Origin of the sequence: Dongia soli, assembly GCF_034044715.1 — a bacterium.
In the GTDB taxonomy this organism is placed as follows: Bacteria; Pseudomonadota; Alphaproteobacteria; order Dongiales; family Dongiaceae; genus Dongia_B; species Dongia_B soli.
In genome coordinates this window covers 502,429-517,688 of record NZ_JAXCLW010000001.1, presented here as the reverse complement: position 1 = coordinate 517,688, position 15,260 = coordinate 502,429, and the positions used below count along the sequence as shown (strand labels likewise).

The window sequence follows — 15,260 nt, the reverse complement described above, 5'->3', positions numbered from 1 at the left end:
AGGGTTAAGCTTGGCCCTTGGCGATCAGTGCCAAATTGTCACGCAATTCCGTCATGCCGATGCCGTCATGGGCGCTGGTGACCAGGATTTCCGGGTGGCAGGCACGCCGCTTCGACAAATGAGCGGTCAGCTTGGCACGCATCGCCTCAAGCTCCGGCGCCTTGACCTTGTCGGCCTTTGTCATGACCACCTGATAGGACAAGGCGGCCTCATCCATCAGGTCCATCAGCTTCTCATCCGAGTCTTTGGTCCCGTGCCGGCTGTCAACGAGCAGCATGACGCGGCGCAGGCTTGGGCGGGTGCGGATATAGGTTTCCGTCACCGCGCCCCATTGCTTCTTCTTGGCTTTGGAGACTTCGGCATAGCCATGGCCCGGCAGGTCGACGAGCCAGAGATGCTGGCCCAGCTGGAAGAAGTTGAGCTGCTGGGTGCGGCCCGGCGTATGCGAGACGCGGGCCAGATGGTTGCGGCCTGTGAGGGCATTGAGCAGGCTGGATTTGCCGACATTGGAGCGGCCGGCGAAGGCCACTTCCGTAAGGCCGATGGGCGGCAGCGCAGATGCGCGGTCCGCCCCGGCGACGAACTGGCATTCCTGGGCAAACAGCCAGGTGCCGTCAAAATCATCGCCGGGTCGGCTCATCTCAGGTCCTTTTGTTGGTGAGGGCTGTTCGCCGTCTCACGCTTTCACGCCCATGCGCCACATGATGAAGCGCTGCTGCAGGATCGACAGGGTGTTGTTCCAGGCCCAGTAGATCACCAGACCGGCCGGCATACTGCCCAGCATGAAGGTGAAGATGATCGGCATGGCGGTGAAGAGCTTCGCCTGGACGGGATCCGGCGGGGTCGGGTTGAGGCGCTGCTGCAGCCACATGGTGAAGCCCATGATCAGGGGCCAAACGCCGATCGACAGGACGTGGATGAGGCCGCCGACTACCGGCAGGGTGACCCAATGCGACGGATCCCAGGGCAGCAGGCCGAACAGGTTCATCCAACTGGTCGGATCGGGCGCGCTCAGATCCTTGATCCAGCCGAAGAAGGGTGCCTGGCGCATCTCCATGCTTACGTAGAACACTTTGTAAAGCGAGAAGAAGACGGGGATCTGCACGAAGACCGGCAGGCAGCCGGCGGCAGGATTGACCTTTTCCCGCTTGTAGAGCGCCGTCATCTCCTGATTGAGCTTCATCTTGTCGTCGCCATATTTCTCACGCATCGCCTGGATCTGCGGCGTGAGTTGCTTCATCCGGCTCATCGACTTGTAGGACTTGTTGGCGAGCGGGAACATCAGCGCCTTGACCATGACGGTCAGGATCAGAATGGCGATGCCGAAATTGCCGACATGGTGGTGAAGCCAATAGAGCAGCAGCATCAGCGGCTTGGTGAAGAACCAATACCAGCCGAAATCGATCGCCAGGTCGAAATTGGCGATCTGCTGATTGTCGCGATAGTCGCGCAGCAGGTTCACTTCCTTCGCTCCGGCGAAGAGTTTTTGGGTCGTATCGACAGTAGCGCCGGGCGCGACGCTACGTTCGGTGCCGACATAATCTGCCTGATAGGAATCGGTCTTCGGCTCGTAGAAATATTCGCCGGTGACCGCTTCCTGATTGTCGGCGATCTGGGCGACCAGCCAGTACTTATCCGTGATGCCGGCCCAGCCGCCGGTGCTGGCATAGGTGAACAGCTTTTCCGGTTCCTGGGCCCGGTCGCGGACCTTGGCATAGGAAGGATCGGCCAAGGTGCCGTTGAAATTGCCGATCATGCCTTCATGCAGGACATAACTCTGGCTCGGATGGGCCGGTGTGCCGAAACGCTTCACCCGCGCATAGGGGCGCAATTTCACGTCGGCCCCGGTCTTGTTCTCCACCGATTGCGTGACGGTGAACATGTAATTGTCGTCGACGGTAAAAGCCCGCCTGAAGATCAGGCCCTGGCCATTGTCCCAGCTCAAGGTGACGGTCTGGCCTGCCGCCAGGCTATCGCTATCGGCCTGCCACAGCGTGTCGGCACCCGGCACCGCGACCTTCGGGTCGGCGCTGGTCCAGCCGGAATCGGCGTAATACGCTTCCTTGGTGCCGAGGGGTGAAAGCAGCACCACATTGGGGCTCGTCTTGTCGACGGTCTCGCGATAGTCCTTCAGCGTGAGGTCGTCGAGCCGGCCGCCCTTCAGTGAGATGGAACCTTTCAGGCGCGGGCTATCGATCGTCACGCGGGGGCTCTGCGCCAATGCCGCAGCACGGTCCACGGTCTGCGGGGCCGATTGTTCGGCGGGGATGGTCGTCTGACCGGGCGCCGCAGCGTTTTGCGCGGCCTGCGGGTCTGGCGATATCTGGCCCTGCTTGGCCATTTGTTCGGCAGCCTGTTGCTGGGCGGCCTGATGCGCCCGCATCTTCGGTGTTTCATAAAGGAATTGCCAGCCGAGCAGAATCGCGACGGTCAAGACGACGGCAATAAGTAAGTTTTTTTGTTCCATGACTGTCCCAAATCGGCTCGTCTACTGAATGTCAGGCTCGGTCCAGCGGATAGCTTGACGGATGATGCGTGTGATTGTGGCCCTCGCAGGCCGGCGGCACCGGATCGAAGCCACTACCGCCCCAGGGATGGCAACGCAAGAGACGTTGCAGGGTCAGCCAGCCGCCGCTCAGCACGCCATGCTGCGTGATGGCCTCGACCGCGTAGGCCGAACAGGTCGGCTGATAACGGCATGCCGCCGGCAACATTGGCGAAATGACCCATTGATAAAACCGGATCGGCGCCAGGACCAGCAGGCGCAATGCCGTGCGGGAAAACGCCGCCAAATCGCTCCCAGGCCGCAGTATCATCTGGAGCTGTTCCCGGCAGTCTGTTCCGCCTTTTGGTCTTTTGCGATGCGATAGGCGCCCAGCTTGCGCAGGCCACGGGCCAGATCAGCGACCAGATCAGGAAATGCACGATCCAGAGTTGCCTGGCGGGCGATCAGGACAATGTCATGATCCGGGGCGCCATGGCTCGGCACGACCAGCTCGGCGGCAGCCTTCAGACGGCGGCGGGCTCGGTTGCGCCGCACAGCATTGCCGACCTTGCGGCTGGCTGTGAAACCGACGCGCATTGGCACCGCTATGCACGGGGAAAGCATTTGCGGGGACGGTGAGCAGGCGCTGTCAGCATCGCTGACGGCGGGCCGCAGAACATCATCGCCACCGCAATGGGTGGCGTTGACATTCTCCGAACTGCGGCTGTGGCGGCAGACCTGCAGGATCAAACCGGGGGCAACCCATTTGTTCTTTGCCGCCGCGACTTGAAGGTACTCGGCCCGCCGCTTCAGGCGGCCGAACACTGCCGAGGTCCTTAGGCGCTGAGACGCTTGCGGCCCTTGGCGCGGCGAGCGGCAAGAACCTTGCGGCCGCCGACGGTTGCCATGCGCGAACGGAAGCCATGACGGCGCTTGCGAACAAGCACGCTGGGCTGATAGGTGCGCTTCACGGTAAATCTCCACTATTTCAGCATGTTGCGATTGCCGCGGGTGTATAAAGAAAGCCCTCGCCGGAGTCAATTGCGCGACACGTTGCAAGATATGGGTTTTGCTGGGTGACGAGCACCCCCGAGCGGTGCCTGATGTGGCGCAAGCCGGGCCTTCCGTCAAGAGCGCGTCAATTAACTACTTGATAAATTTGAAGAGTCAGGGTAGCTACCCGGTCCGGGCAAGGTGGTCGGCGGCGGCGCCGACTGAATTACAAAAGATGCCGGATGGTGCCCGTATCAATCCTATTCCGCCCGCATCGATACGTATGATTTCATGAAGCGGTTTGTGTTTCCGGGAAAAGCTGAGCCAGCGGGCCGGATAGCAGGAGGGTGCCACGAATAAGATGGCGGAGCCGGACGTCACTTTGCCTGGATTTGGCCGTGGCCTGTCGGCGCGCGTCCTGATCCTTACCATCCTGTTCGTGATGGTCAGCGAAATCCTGATCTATACGCCTTCGATTGCCCGATTTCGAATGTCCTGGCTCGAAGCCAAGCTGAATACCGCCCATCTCGCCATTCTCGCTCTCGAAGCGACGCCCAATTACATGATCGATCCGCAGCTCGAATTGAAGCTGCTGGATCATGTCGGCGCTTATCTGGTCGCCTTGCGCACCACCGACGGCAAGAATTTGATGCTGCGTGGTTCCTCGCCCCCCTTGATCGTCAATGCCACGGTCGATCTCGATAATCGCAGCTGGACCGATGATTTCAGTGAAGCGATCGAGACCCTGGGGCAATCGGAGAAGCGGCTGCTGCGGGTCAAGGGCTATGCCGACCGGGCGCCCGACACCCAGGTCGAGATGGTGATCGACGAATGGCCGCTGCGCCAGGCGATGATTGCCTATTCCTGGCGGATCCTTGGCGTTTCCATCGTCATTTCGCTGATCACCGCCGGATTGATCTTCGGCGCCCTGCAATGGCTCATGATCCGGCCCATGCGGCGACTGACCAAGCGCATCCTGCGCTTCCGCAAAAATCCCGAAGTCGCGGTGGATGATTTCGCCATGAGCCGCCGCAGCGATGAAATCGGTGTTGCCGAACGCGAATTGCTGGAAATGGAAGACAAGGTCCGGCAGGCCCTGACACAACATGCCCGGCTTGCCGCCCTCGGCACCGCGGTCGGCAAGATCAATCATGATCTGCGTGGCATCCTGGCGACGGCGCGGCTGGTCGCCGACCGGATCGTGGAAAGCGATGCACCAGAAGTGGCGAAGGCGGCGCCGGCCCTGGTGCGCGCTTTGGATCGTGCCGTCGATCTCTGCTCGGATACTCTCAATTTTACCCGCGAAGGGCCGCCCAAGCCGGAATTGTCGCAATTCTCCCTGGCCGATCTGCATAGCGAGATCGGCGAAAGCCTGGCCGCCCAATTGAACGGCAGCGGTGCCTGGCAGGCGGATTTCCCGACCGATTTCAGCCTGACCGCGGACCGCGAGCAGTTGTTCCGGGTGATCCGAAATCTGACCGAAAATGCATTGCAGGTCGGCGCCCAGCATGTCTGCCTCAGCGCCAGTCGGGCGGATGGCTGGATCCGCCTGCAGGTGCGGGATGACGGGCCCGGCCTGCCGCCGAAGGCTCTGGAAAATCTCTTCGTCCCGTTCCGCGGCTCGGCGCGCGCCGGCGGCACCGGCCTGGGTCTAGCGATTGCCCGGGAATTGATGCGGGGTCAGGGTGGCGATCTGAAACTGGCTAAGAACGATAGCGGCGGCGCCATCTTCCGGTTGGAACTGCCGGATCGGGCGGCCTGACGATCTAAGCTGCGGCGATCGGCCGATTGCGCAGTCTTTATCCGTGCCCTATAACCGTGCCGATTTTGACCTTTTTTGGGGATGGGGCGACAGGCGATGCAGGACCTTGTTCGAATCGGCATGACTCTACTAATTGGCATTTTTGGCGTGGCCGGCCTCTTCGTCGCGGCGAATGCCGGGCATGGCGTGCCCTATTGGGGTGGCCTCCTTTTCTTCCTGTTCGCCATCCTGTTGATGTTCTGGCAGATCGCCAAGGGCGACGAGCACGTCGCCCACTGACCGGCGTTTCAAGCGGTTGATAAAAGGGCGCGGTCGAACGCGCCCTTTTTGTCTTGTGCGACCGAGGGACGGTTCAGTCCAGCTGCAGTGTCAGCGCCTTCAGATAGGCGCTTTCCGGCAAGGCGGGGTGGACCGGATGATCAGGCGCCGCGAAGGTCTGGAACAGGATGCGGCCCTGGCGATGGGCGTCATTGAGACCGCGCGCCACCTGCCGGCCGAATTCATCGGCCGGCATGTTGTGCGAACAGGAGGCGATGAACAGGATGCCGCCCGGTGCCACACGTGCCGCGGCGAGGCGCGCCAGTTTGCGATAGGCGCGAGCTCCTTGGTTGAAATCCTTTTTCGATTTCACAAAGGCCGGCGGATCGGCCACCACTACATCGTAGGCCGGTGCGGTAGCGGTCGCTTCGAGAAAATCGAAAACCTCGGCTCGTTCCGTGCTGAACCGGTCTGCGACATCATTCTGCGCGGCCGCTTCCGCAGCAATCCGAAGCGCCAGATCCGAGCGATCCACCGCAAGTACCGACTGGGCACCGGCAAGTGCTGATTGCAGCGAGAACCCGCCCATGTAGCTATAGAGATCCAGCACCCGCCGACCGGCGGCAAAACGGGCGACCAAAGCGCGATTGTCGCGCTGATCGAAGAACCAGCCGGTCTTCTGTCCCTCGCGCGGATCGGCGAGGAAGCGCGCTTGATGCTCGATCACCGGCACAGGTCCGCCGATCTCGCCCTTCAGCAGTCGGCTATAGGCCGGCAGGCCTTCCATCTCGCGCGCCGGGCCGTCGCCGCGCATCAGGATGGCGCGCGGCCTGACGACATCGTCCAGCGCCTCAGCCAAAGGTTCCGCCAACCGTTCCATGCCGGCGCCGGCGGCATGGATGACGATGGTATCGCCATAGCGATCGATCACCGCACCCGGCAGGCCATCGGCCTCGGCATGGGCGAGACGATAATGCGGCACGCCAATCAGCCTGTCACGCAAAGCGAGGGCGCGCTTGAGGCGATCGCGCAGAAACGCGGTATCGATGACAGCTGATGGATTTCGGCTCAGCAAGCGTGCACTGATCAGCGGTTTTGGATTGAAAAAAGCCGTGCCGAGTGGTTTTCCGTCGGCGCGCTGCAGCGTAACGACGCAGCCGGCCTCCAAGGCCTTGGCGGCCTGGGTCATCTCAATCTCGTTGGAATAGATCCAGGGATGGCCGGTGAGCAGGCGCCGGTCGCCACCAGGTTTCAGGCGCAGGATCGCGCGATCAGTCATGTGTCACTCCGTGGGGCAGGGGCCGATATAATTGTCAAAGCAGTCAATCACCGAGCGCTACGCCATCGCGCCTGGGATCGCTGGCGCCGATCAATTGGCCGCGGCGAAAGGCGATGATATTGAGACCGCTCATCAGGGGCCGTATTTCGATCTTCTGCCCCAATTGCGCCAAAGCCGGTGCCAGCTTTTCCGCCGCGGTTCCTTCCTCGATCAAGCTAGGTCCGTTGCGGTTCAGAATATGCGGCGCTGCGGCTGCCTCGCCCGGCGTCGCCTGCCAGTCCAGCATCAGGATGAGGGATTGCGCGACATAGCCAATGATATTGGGGCCGCCGGGTGAACCGACCGCCAGGACCGGGCGATCGCGCTGATCGAGCACGATCGTCGGCGCCATCGAACTGCGCGGACGCTTGCCGCCTTCCACACGATTGGCGACGGCGCGCCCTTTGTCGGCGGGTCGGAAAGAGAAATCGGTCAGCTCGTTATTGAGCACGAACCCATCCACCATGAGATGCGCGCCGAAAGCGCTTTCGATGCTGCTGGTGAAACTGACGATATTGCCGCTGTCATCCACCACGACCAGATGGCTGGTGGAAAGCGGCTCGAATTGATGTTCGCTTGCCTGGCCGACCGTCAAGGGATCGCTGATGCGGCCCGGCTGCGCCACATCCATTGCCTGGTTGAGGTGAATTTGCCCGGCGCGTCCGGCCAAGTATTCCGGTGCCAACAAGGCGCGCACCGGTACCCGGACTTTCGCTGGATCGGCGACATAGCGATCGCGGTCGGCAAAAGCCAGTTTGCTGGCCTCGATCAGCAGATGTGTGGCGGTGGCACCATTGGGCGGCAGGCTGGCGAGGTCGCTGTGATTGAGCATGCCGAGAATCTGCGCGACGGCAAGACCGCCCGAACTTGGTGGCCCCATGCCGCAGACGCGATAAGCGCGGTAGGTGGTGCAAAGCGGCTCCCGCTTGACCGCGCGATAGGCCTTGAAGTCGCTGACCTGCATGGCCGTCGGGCGGCCGGCATGGGCATTGACGGTGGCGACGATATCTTGGGCGAAACGGCCGAAATAGAACGCATCGGCGCCATGGGCTGCGATGTCGCGAAACGTTGCCGCCAAGGCGGGATTATGTAGGATCGCCCCTTCCGCCAGCGGCTTGCCGTCCTTGCCGTAGAAGTAGTTGCGCATGGCGGGCAGGTGGGCGATGTCGGGATCTTCAGCGATCGCCGCCGCCAATCGCGGCGGCACCGGAAAGCCTTGTTCCGCCAGGCGAATCGCGGGCTGGAAAAGCTTCGGCCAGGCTAGCCGGCCATGTTCGCGATGCGCCAGATCCAGCATGCGCAGGACACCCGGTACGCCGGTCGATTGGCCGCCGATCTGTGCACTGTGAAAATCGATTGGCTGGCCGTTTTTGTCGAGGAACAGATCACCGTTGGCTTGGGTCGGTGCCGTTTCGCGACCGTCATAACTCTCGATCTTTTGCCGCGCGGCATTGTAGTGCAACAGGAAACCGCCGCCGCCGATGCCCGAGGATTGCGGTTCGACCAAGGTAAGAACGGCTTGCATGGCGATAGCGGCATCGATGGCATTGCCGCCTTGGCGCAGTATTTCCAGGCCGGCCGCACTGGCCAGTGGATTGGCCGACGCCACCATATGCCGATCGGCGACGACGTCCGCGGCCCGCGTCGAGCTAAGCGCGGCCATTCTTGGCGGCGGCACGTTTTGGTCGCTGCCACAGCCAGCCACCACCAGCATCAAGCCAAGGGCGAGAAGCAATCCCTTCAGGGGATAGACGTGGTCCGATCGTTCGGCCTGATTGCCGCTACCGGCGTTTCCGAGGAGGGATAAGCTGCCCACAGCACGCTGCCAGTCGAAATGATATGCGAGCCGGCTCCATTAATTAACATAGAGGACGATTGAGTTTTCCGGCTGAAGCAGATCTGCTTCAATCGGAAAGCATCGCTCCAGCCGGCATCGCTTCCGTGACGTTCATAGCGGCTTTGTCGCTGCAGGGAAAGCATTGTGGCCAAAGCGACAAGCTCAGGGAACGGCCGAATGGCAGGCTTTGCTATGCAATCGGCGCTGGTCAATTGTCCGGAAAGACTATTGTGCAGCGCAATAGGATCGCCGAAAATGCAGTCTCGAGCGCCAATTGCTCGGCCAGTCGCTCGGTAGGTCCAATCCGGCTTCCGAGTAATGCGTGGGAGGGAAGCGTGAGCGTTCATCTGCCAGAAGGACAAAGCACAGCTGGTCAAAAAACAGGCGCGCAAACGGGCGCCCGTCAGATGCGTGTTTCTTGTCCCGAGCTGACGGCACGTAAAGGCGGCGAGCCCATCGTGTGTCTCACTGCCTATACGGCGCCGATGGCCCAGCTGCTCGATCCCCATGTCGATCTGCTCATGGTCGGTGATTCGCTCGGCATGGTGCTCTATGGCTTCGACAGCACCTTGCCGGTCACCATGGATATGATGATCGCCCATGGTGCTGCCGTGCGGCGCGGCTCACAGCATGCCTGCATCGTCATTGATCTGCCGTTCGGCAGCTACCAGGAAAGCGCCGAACAGGCCTATCGCAATGCCGTGCGCATGATGCAGGAAACCGGCTGCTCAGCGGTGAAGATGGAAGGCGGCCGCGATCTGGCGCCGACCGTGGAGTTCTTCGTGAAGCGTGGCATTCCCGTCATGGGCCATGTCGGCCTGATGCCACAATCGGTCAATGTTCAGGGTGGCTATCGTGCGCGGGGCCGCGCCACCGATGAGGCCGCGGCCGTCATGGCCGATGCCATCGCGATCTCCGAAGCCGGCGCCTTTGCCATCGTCGTCGAGGGCGTGATGGAGCAATTGGCGGAAGCGATCACCGCACGCGTCGCCGCGCCAACGATCGGAATCGGCGCTTCGGCCGGCTGCGACGGCCAGGTTCTCGTGGTGGACGACATGCTCGGTCTCTTCAGCAGCTTCAGGCCGCGTTTCGTCAAACGCTATGCTGAACTTGGCGAGACCGTCAGCGAGGCGGCTCAGGCTTATGCCGCCGATGTCCGCAGCCGCCGCTTCCCGGGGCCGGAACATATTTTCGGCAGCATCAAGAAGAGCAGCTAGGCTCCTCTCGCTGTTCAGCATTGCCACCAGGATTTGATTTCAGATGACGATATCCGTCGTTCGCACTATCGCCGATTTGCGGGCCGCGATCGGCTCTTTCCGGCGCGCGGGTGCCGGTATCGGCCTGGTGCCGACCATGGGCGCGCTGCATGATGGTCATCTCGCTTTGGTCGGCGCCGCCAAGGCGCGGGATTTGAAGACAGTCGCGACGATCTTCGTCAATCCTCGGCAGTTCGGTCCGCGCGAAGACCTTGCGACCTATCCGCGCGACGAGGCGGGGGATCTGGCAAAGCTGGATCAGGCAGGAACGGATCTCCTCTTTGCGCCCGACGTGACGGAGATGTATCCGCAGGGCTTTGCAACGGCGGTCAGTGTCACCGGCATAACCGAGCATCTCTGCGGCGCCGCGCGGCCGCATTTTTTCGGTGGCGTGGCAACAGTGGTCACCAAACTGCTGTTGCAGGCCCTGCCCAATGCGGCCTTTTTCGGCGAGAAGGATTTCCAGCAATTGCAGGTGATCCGCCGCTTCACTCGTGATCTCGATATTCCGGTGGAGATCGTCGGTGTCCCCACCGTGCGCGAAGCAGACGGCCTTGCGATGTCTTCGCGCAACCGGTATCTCTCGCCGGATCAGCGCCGCATCGCCAGCCATCTGCCCCGCGTTTTGCGGGCCTTGGCCGTTGAGCTTGCAGATGGCATGGCCGCAGCCGCGCGGCTTGATGCCGCAAGGAACGAATTGCTGTCGGCCGGATTTGATAAGATCGATTATCTTGAGCTCTGTGATATCGAACGGTTGCAACCAATTCCGGCGGCCATCGTTCCGAGCCGACTTTTTGCCGCGGCCTTCATCGGGAATACCCGTTTGATCGACAACTGGCCGGTAGGCCGACCGTAGAGCGGGCGAGACCAAATGACTCTGAGCGAGTTTAAAGCGACGCTAGCCCAATCCCAACCGCCGGAGGATATTGCCCCGGCGCTCCAGGCCTTGTGGTGGGATGCTAAAGGAAACTGGGACCAGGCACATGATTGCGCCCAGATCCGGGAGGATATGCCCGGCAATTGGGTGCACGCCTATCTGCATCGCAAGGAAGGCGATCTCAGCAATGCCGGCTATTGGTACCGGCGCGCCGGCCAGCCGGTCGCCACCACAACTTTGGCCGATGAATGGGCGGAGATCGTCGCCACGCTGTTGTCAGCCCGGTGAAGCGGGCGTTTCAGCTGCGCTTCATCTTGGCGATTGGCTGAACGAATTGCGGCTCGATGTCCCAGGGGAAATAGATCCAGGTATCCTGGCTGACCTCGGTGATGAAGGTATCGACCAGGGGACGGCCGGCGGGCTTGGCATAGATCGTGGCGAAATGCGCTTTGGGCAGCATTTCGCGGACATATTTCGCCGTGCGGCCGGTATCGACAAGGTCGTCAATGATCAGCCAGCCATCGCCGTCGCCACCGACGCCTTTCAGCAGGTTGATCTCGCCCGGCCGGTGATCGTCGGAATAGCTCGCCATGCAGACCGTATCGATCAGGCGGATATCAAGCTCGCGGGCAATGATCGCGGCCGGCACCAGGCCGCCACGGGTAATGGCGATGATGCCTTTCCATTCGCCGATGCCGATCAGGCGCCAGGCCAGGGCTTTGGCGGTGCGGTGCAGCTCCTCCCAGGAGACCGGGAAGTGTTTCTGCTGACTGACGGACATGTGGCCCTCTCGGCTGGCGGTGGTGGGAATTGGCCGGGATGATTACTCCAGGACGACTGGCCCGGCAAGATGCAGGTGCAGATGGTCGAGGCGGCAAAACGAAACCGGCGCCTTTTGAGCGCCGGTCCGGTTCGGGGTTACGCCTGACCACGGTCAGGGCGTAGAGGGTTAACTTGCTTGCCGCTCACGATGCCCCAGGGGGCACAAATCAGCGGACGTAGATCTGGACCTCGTTGGTCGGAATATTGGGATCAGTCACCTGGGTGACGTTCACCCGATCGGCCGGCAGCCCCATATTCAACAATGACCGCATCACCTTATTAGCATTGGTGCGGGCGATATCGCTATTCAAGGCCACTTCCGCCGGGCTGCCACTGGCCGGCGCCACAGCAACCAGGTCGAAACCGGCATTGGGACGGCGATCCAGCGCCTTGCTGGCGGCTTCATAAAGCGCCTGTTCGTAGTTCACCGTGCTGCGGTCGAAACGGATGACCACCAGCGGCCGGCCGGAGCTGAGGCCGGTACCGGGCTGGGCGACCGGCGACGGGGCTGGCTCGGTCCGGCCCGCCAAAGACGTGCCGTAGAACTCGCCGTTATTCACGGCCATCGAGAGCTGCGTCAGATTGCTGCGTTCGATGCCAAGGAACCGGTTCTGGCGGTTGATGTCGTCGCTCAGCTGATTGAGAAGACGATCAATCGAGACCGCCGTCTGCTGGGTCGAATCTTCCAGTATTCGCAATTGCCGGTGATCCTCGTCCACCGCGCCCGAGGCGGTATAGGCGGCGCGGATCGAATCCAGCAGGTAAGAGGCGAAGGCGGCGTTGTTGGCTGCATCATTCGCCAGCAGGTTCATCTGTGCTACATCGGTCTCGACGCCGCGCAGCTGGCTTTCCGCCTGGCGCCAGGCCTTGATGACACCGGGATTGCCCCGGGTGGTCCCCAGCTGCAGCTTGGCATTGATGGCCCCGACCGTCGTCTGATAGCCGCCGGCATTGCTTTCGGCATCCTGCCGCAACTGCTGATGCCGGGTGGCCTGTTCCTGCACGCCCTGCTGCAGCTTGGTCAGATCATCGCGGAATTGAATCACCCGCTGGCCGACCAGCGTGCCGGTCGGCTTGCCGGGCTGGGACGTATCCAGTTGTGCGGCCGTCATGGGGCCGCTCGACGCACCGTTATCGACGGAAGCAGTCGGCGCACCCAAGGGAGCCCCCGATGCCGTCGTAGCATCTAAAGCCGTTGATTTGCTTGAATTTTGCGTCGATTGACAGGCGCCCAACGCCATCGCCGCGGTGATCAGGACCGCGATTTGCCCCAGCTTATTCATTGATGCCCGAACCCCACCAAGCGGCCGTCGACGATGGCCGATTCTTCATTAATAGTTCTTGGCAGTTTTTGGGTAAAGAATCAACCGCCTTCCCCCTAATGAGGCAGGGGGAATAGGGCGGCCCAGGTGGCGATGCCGCCCGGGCACGGTCGTCCCAGGCGCCGTTTAAATCGATTAAAGTGAAACAGATCAGTTGATTACATCGCGTTAACCGGATTTTACAAGGAAGCTGCATTCGGGGCTTGCCAGCGCGTCGTGGGACGTGTAGGTTCCGCCACCGAAATGAGGACGGCGGGCCTTCCGGCCCCTTCTCGACCGTCCCGGCCAGTGCGCCCGTAGCTCAATTGGATAGAGCATCTGACTACGGATCAGAAGGTTAGGAGTTCGAATCTTCTCGGGCGCGCCACTGCTCGATGCTTCCCCAGTCTGTCCTGATGAAACGTACCGGCACTTCCTCAAGGACCCTTGGCGTCACGGTTGACGGGCGCGCCACCCTTCCATGCCGAATACTCGGTTGTCATCGCCCGCGGTGATGCCGATTCTGCTCATCGAATTCACGCCGGTTTCCCTCCCCAACGCAATCGACGCCGGACAGAGCAGTACGGGCACATCACCACATGACCGTTTCACAAGACCAGCCCGAGCAGCTTTTTGCCACTCAGCGCGATCCCCGTCTGCGGCTGCTCATCCCCTTGGTCGTCGCCTTTGCCTTCCTGATGGAGCAGATCGATTCCACCATCATCACCACCGCCATCCCGCAAATGGCGGTGGAACTCCATACCGGCGTGTTGCGGATGAACCTGGCGGTGACGGCTTACGTGCTCACCCTGGCGGTCTTCATCCCGATCAGCGGCTGGTTCGCGGACCGGTTCGGCGCGCGGCGGATCTTCATCTTGTCCCTGGTGGTCTTCACCCTCAGTTCGGTGCTCTGCGGCATGGCACAGAATTTCATCATGCTGGTAGTGACCAGGGCGCTGCAGGGGTTGGGCGGTGCAATGATGACCCCGGTCGGCCGGCTCATCCTGCTGCGCAGTTTTCCGCGTAGCGAGCTCGTGACCGCCATGATCTATATGAGCCTGCCGGCTTTGCTGGGGCCGGTCATCGGCCCGCTACTCGGCGGTCTGCTTACAAGCTACGTCTCCTGGCGCTGGATCTTCTTTATTAATCTGCCCTTCGGCATTGTCGGCATCATCCTGGCTTTGCGGTATGTCGAGAATTTTCCCGGCGACCGAGGCACCCGCTTCGATATCCGGGGTTTCCTGATGATCGGGTCGGCCTTGGCGCTGGTTCAATTCGGCATCGAGAATATGAGCCGGCCGGTCATTTCAGCGCCGATGCTTTACGCGGCCATGGCCATCGCCGTCCTCCTGTTGTTTGCCTTCATCCGGCATGCCGGGGGGATCAGCTTCGCGGCGGTCGATCTGTCCTTGTTCAAATTCCGATCTTTTACCATCGGTACCTTGTCCGGCGGCTTGTGTCGGATCGGGGTGAACGGCGTGCCTTTTTTGCTGCCGCTCATGTTGCAGGTCGGTTTCAGCATGAGCTCGATCGAATCCGGCTCGCTCACCTTCGTCACCAGCATCGGCGCCCTGGTGATCCGACCCATCTCGACACGGCTGTTGAAGACCTTCGGCTTCGACCGCGTTCTGCTCTACAGTGCGATCATGTCATCGGTGGTGATTGCGGGATTTGCGCTGATGGACGCAACGACACCGCGCTGGTGGATCATCGTCTATGTCAGCATTTTCGGCCTGGTTCGCACGCTTCAATTCATGAGTTCCAATACGCTGTCCTATGCCGATATGCCGGCGGGACAGCTGAGTAAAGCCACGAGTCTGGGCGGTGTGCTGCAGCAGCTCAGCGTCAGTTTCGGGGTCTCCTTCAGCGCCATGCTGCTTGAATTCGTCGCGCGACCATCAGCGGTGCTGTCGGAGCACGATTTCCACAAGGCCTTCCTGCTGGTCGCGCTCATTCCGTTGTTGTCGATACCGGGCTTTCTGCTGCTGAAGCCCGAAGACGGCGCGGCGGTAAGCGGGCATGTTCGCCGGAAGCGGGGCGCGGCAGAAAGCTCCTAGCGCAGAACTCCCGGTCGCGGAAAGCGCATGAGCCTGCCGGTCAAAAAAACGGGCAGGATTGTCATGCCATGACAATCCCGCTTCACAAGTTCTACGGGGTTTCGGTAAATCAGACCACCCACCAGCGCTCCGCCGCCCAACTCGGCAACAGCCGCCTGGCGCAGCGATTCGAATTTTGCCTCGGTCCAATAAGTATCATTCCAAGGCGCTTTCGGCGCATAGCCAAGCGCGAACATTTCCTCTTCCGTCGGATAGCCGCCCCAGTAGGCGATGCAGAGAGGCTTCTTCATCCAG

At 61.4% G+C, this 15,260-nt stretch carries 15 protein-coding genes, 1 tRNA gene and 1 pseudogene; 7 read left to right on the top strand and 10 right to left on the bottom strand.

All coding sequences use genetic code 11. The features are described from left to right. Positions 1-4: 4 nt before the first annotated feature. The 5 genes from yihA to rpmH are packed head-to-tail and all read right to left on the bottom strand — an operon-like array spanning position 5 to position 3,456. Complete coding sequence (gene yihA, locus SMD27_RS02265) at positions 5-640, bottom strand: ribosome biogenesis GTP-binding protein YihA/YsxC (protein WP_320506712.1); 636 nt, start codon at positions 638-640, stop codon at positions 5-7. Positions 641-676: 36 nt separating this feature from the next. After that, positions 677-2,467 (bottom strand): membrane protein insertase YidC, encoded by a 1,791-nt coding sequence (gene yidC / locus SMD27_RS02260; protein WP_320506711.1) that lies wholly within the window; start codon positions 2,465-2,467, stop codon positions 677-679. A gap of 31 nt (positions 2,468-2,498) precedes the next feature. Further along, the gene (gene yidD, locus SMD27_RS02255) at positions 2,499-2,816 is read right to left on the bottom strand and encodes a membrane protein insertion efficiency factor YidD (protein WP_320506710.1); all 318 of its coding nucleotides are present in this window, start codon (positions 2,814-2,816) and stop codon (positions 2,499-2,501) included. Continuing rightward, positions 2,813-3,310 (bottom strand): ribonuclease P protein component, encoded by a 498-nt coding sequence (locus tag SMD27_RS02250; protein WP_320506709.1) that lies wholly within the window; start codon positions 3,308-3,310, stop codon positions 2,813-2,815. Before SMD27_RS02250 ends, yidD begins: the two co-directional genes overlap by 4 nt. 11 nt (positions 3,311-3,321) lie before the next feature. Then, positions 3,322-3,456 carry a 50S ribosomal protein L34 gene (gene rpmH / locus SMD27_RS02245; protein ID WP_320506708.1) on the bottom strand — a complete coding sequence of 45 codons (135 nt, stop codon included), beginning with the start codon at positions 3,454-3,456 and terminating at the stop codon, positions 3,322-3,324. Positions 3,457-3,839: 383 nt separating this feature from the next. On the opposite strand from rpmH, the gene SMD27_RS02240 reads away from it, so the two are divergent. Continuing rightward, a complete protein-coding gene (locus tag SMD27_RS02240) occupies positions 3,840-5,240 on the top strand; it encodes a sensor histidine kinase (RefSeq protein WP_320506707.1) in 1,401 nt (466 codons plus the stop codon). 96 nt (positions 5,241-5,336) lie between these two features. Then, complete coding sequence (locus tag SMD27_RS02235; RefSeq protein WP_320506706.1) at positions 5,337-5,519, top strand: hypothetical protein; 183 nt, start codon at positions 5,337-5,339, stop codon at positions 5,517-5,519. A gap of 73 nt (positions 5,520-5,592) precedes the next feature. Here SMD27_RS02235 and SMD27_RS02230 read toward each other — a convergent pair whose 3' ends face one another. Beyond that, positions 5,593-6,777 (bottom strand): class I SAM-dependent rRNA methyltransferase, encoded by a 1,185-nt coding sequence (locus SMD27_RS02230; protein ID WP_320506705.1) that lies wholly within the window; start codon positions 6,775-6,777, stop codon positions 5,593-5,595. A gap of 43 nt (positions 6,778-6,820) precedes the next feature. Then, positions 6,821-8,632: a gamma-glutamyltransferase gene (ggt, locus tag SMD27_RS02225; RefSeq protein WP_320506704.1), complete on the bottom strand. Its 1,812-nt coding sequence runs from the start codon at positions 8,630-8,632 to the stop codon at positions 6,821-6,823. Between the two features lie 428 nt (positions 8,633-9,060). Here ggt and panB point away from each other — a divergent pair, with 428 nt between their 5' ends. Genes panB through SMD27_RS02210 form a run of 3 tightly spaced genes read left to right on the top strand, consistent with a single transcriptional unit; the run spans position 9,061 to position 11,074 of the window. Then, positions 9,061-9,870 (top strand): 3-methyl-2-oxobutanoate hydroxymethyltransferase, encoded by an 810-nt coding sequence (gene panB, locus SMD27_RS02220; protein ID WP_320506703.1) that lies wholly within the window; start codon positions 9,061-9,063, stop codon positions 9,868-9,870. 43 nt (positions 9,871-9,913) lie between these two features. Further along, a complete protein-coding gene (gene panC, locus SMD27_RS02215; RefSeq protein WP_320506702.1) occupies positions 9,914-10,765 on the top strand; it encodes a pantoate--beta-alanine ligase in 852 nt (283 codons plus the stop codon). A gap of 15 nt (positions 10,766-10,780) precedes the next feature. After that, positions 10,781-11,074, top strand: a complete 294-nt coding sequence (locus SMD27_RS02210; RefSeq protein WP_320506701.1) for a hypothetical protein — start codon at positions 10,781-10,783, stop codon at positions 11,072-11,074. Positions 11,075-11,084: 10 nt separating this feature from the next. Here the strand turns inward: SMD27_RS02210 and gpt are convergent, their stop codons facing one another. Together gpt and SMD27_RS02200 are read right to left on the bottom strand one after the other, a co-directional pair. Continuing rightward, complete coding sequence (gene gpt / locus SMD27_RS02205; RefSeq protein WP_320506700.1) at positions 11,085-11,567, bottom strand: xanthine phosphoribosyltransferase; 483 nt, start codon at positions 11,565-11,567, stop codon at positions 11,085-11,087. A 208-nt stretch (positions 11,568-11,775) separates the two neighbouring features. Further along, positions 11,776-12,720: a hypothetical protein gene (locus SMD27_RS02200; RefSeq protein ID WP_320506699.1), complete on the bottom strand. Its 945-nt coding sequence runs from the start codon at positions 12,718-12,720 to the stop codon at positions 11,776-11,778. Between the two features lie 500 nt (positions 12,721-13,220). On the opposite strand from SMD27_RS02200, the gene SMD27_RS02195 reads away from it, so the two are divergent. Both SMD27_RS02195 and SMD27_RS02190 read left to right on the top strand, forming a co-directional pair. Continuing rightward, a tRNA-Arg gene (locus SMD27_RS02195) sits at positions 13,221-13,297 on the top strand. 184 nt (positions 13,298-13,481) lie between these two features. After that, a pseudogene (locus SMD27_RS02190) lies at positions 13,482-14,966 on the top strand (DHA2 family efflux MFS transporter permease subunit); the annotation flags it as partial. Here SMD27_RS02190 and SMD27_RS02185 read toward each other — a convergent pair. After that, complete coding sequence (locus SMD27_RS02185; protein WP_320506698.1) at positions 14,963-15,256, bottom strand: hypothetical protein; 294 nt, start codon at positions 15,254-15,256, stop codon at positions 14,963-14,965. The pseudogene SMD27_RS02190 and the gene SMD27_RS02185 overlap by 4 nt on opposite strands. Positions 15,257-15,260: the final 4 nt, after the last annotated feature.